Source organism: Escherichia sp. AM3 (assembly GCF_032029835.1).
GTDB lineage: Bacteria > Pseudomonadota > Gammaproteobacteria > Enterobacterales > Enterobacteriaceae > Escherichia > Escherichia coli.
This window is the reverse complement of sequence record NZ_JAVUPQ010000749.1, coordinates 1-329: the sequence shown is the minus strand read 5'-3', so window position 1 is coordinate 329 and position 329 is coordinate 1. Positions and strand designations below refer to the sequence as shown.

Annotated in this window: 1 protein-coding gene; it reads left to right on the top strand. The window is 35.0% G+C overall.

The genetic code is table 11. The features are described 5' to 3' along the window. Positions 1-329 (top strand): transposase (locus RTW80_RS28185; RefSeq protein ID WP_312721408.1); only part of this gene is annotated, 329 nt, incomplete at both ends.

Here is a 329-nt window from a genome sequence, read left to right as displayed (position 1 = left end):
AAGGTCATCAAGAAGGTGCGTCAAAAGGATATAATCCTAAGAAACTGGGAAACCGATGCTACAATATCCAATTTGCATTTTGCGACGAATTAAAAGCATATGTTACCGGATTTGTAAGAAGTGGCAATACTTACACTGCAAACGGTGCTGCGGAAATGATCAAAGAAATTGTTGCTAACATCAAATCAGACGATTTAGAAATTTTATTTCGAATGGATAGTGGCTACTTTGATGAAAAAATTATCGAAACGATAGAATCTCTTGGATGCAAATATTTAATTAAAGCCAAAAGTTATTCTACACTCACCTCACAAGCAACGAATTCATCA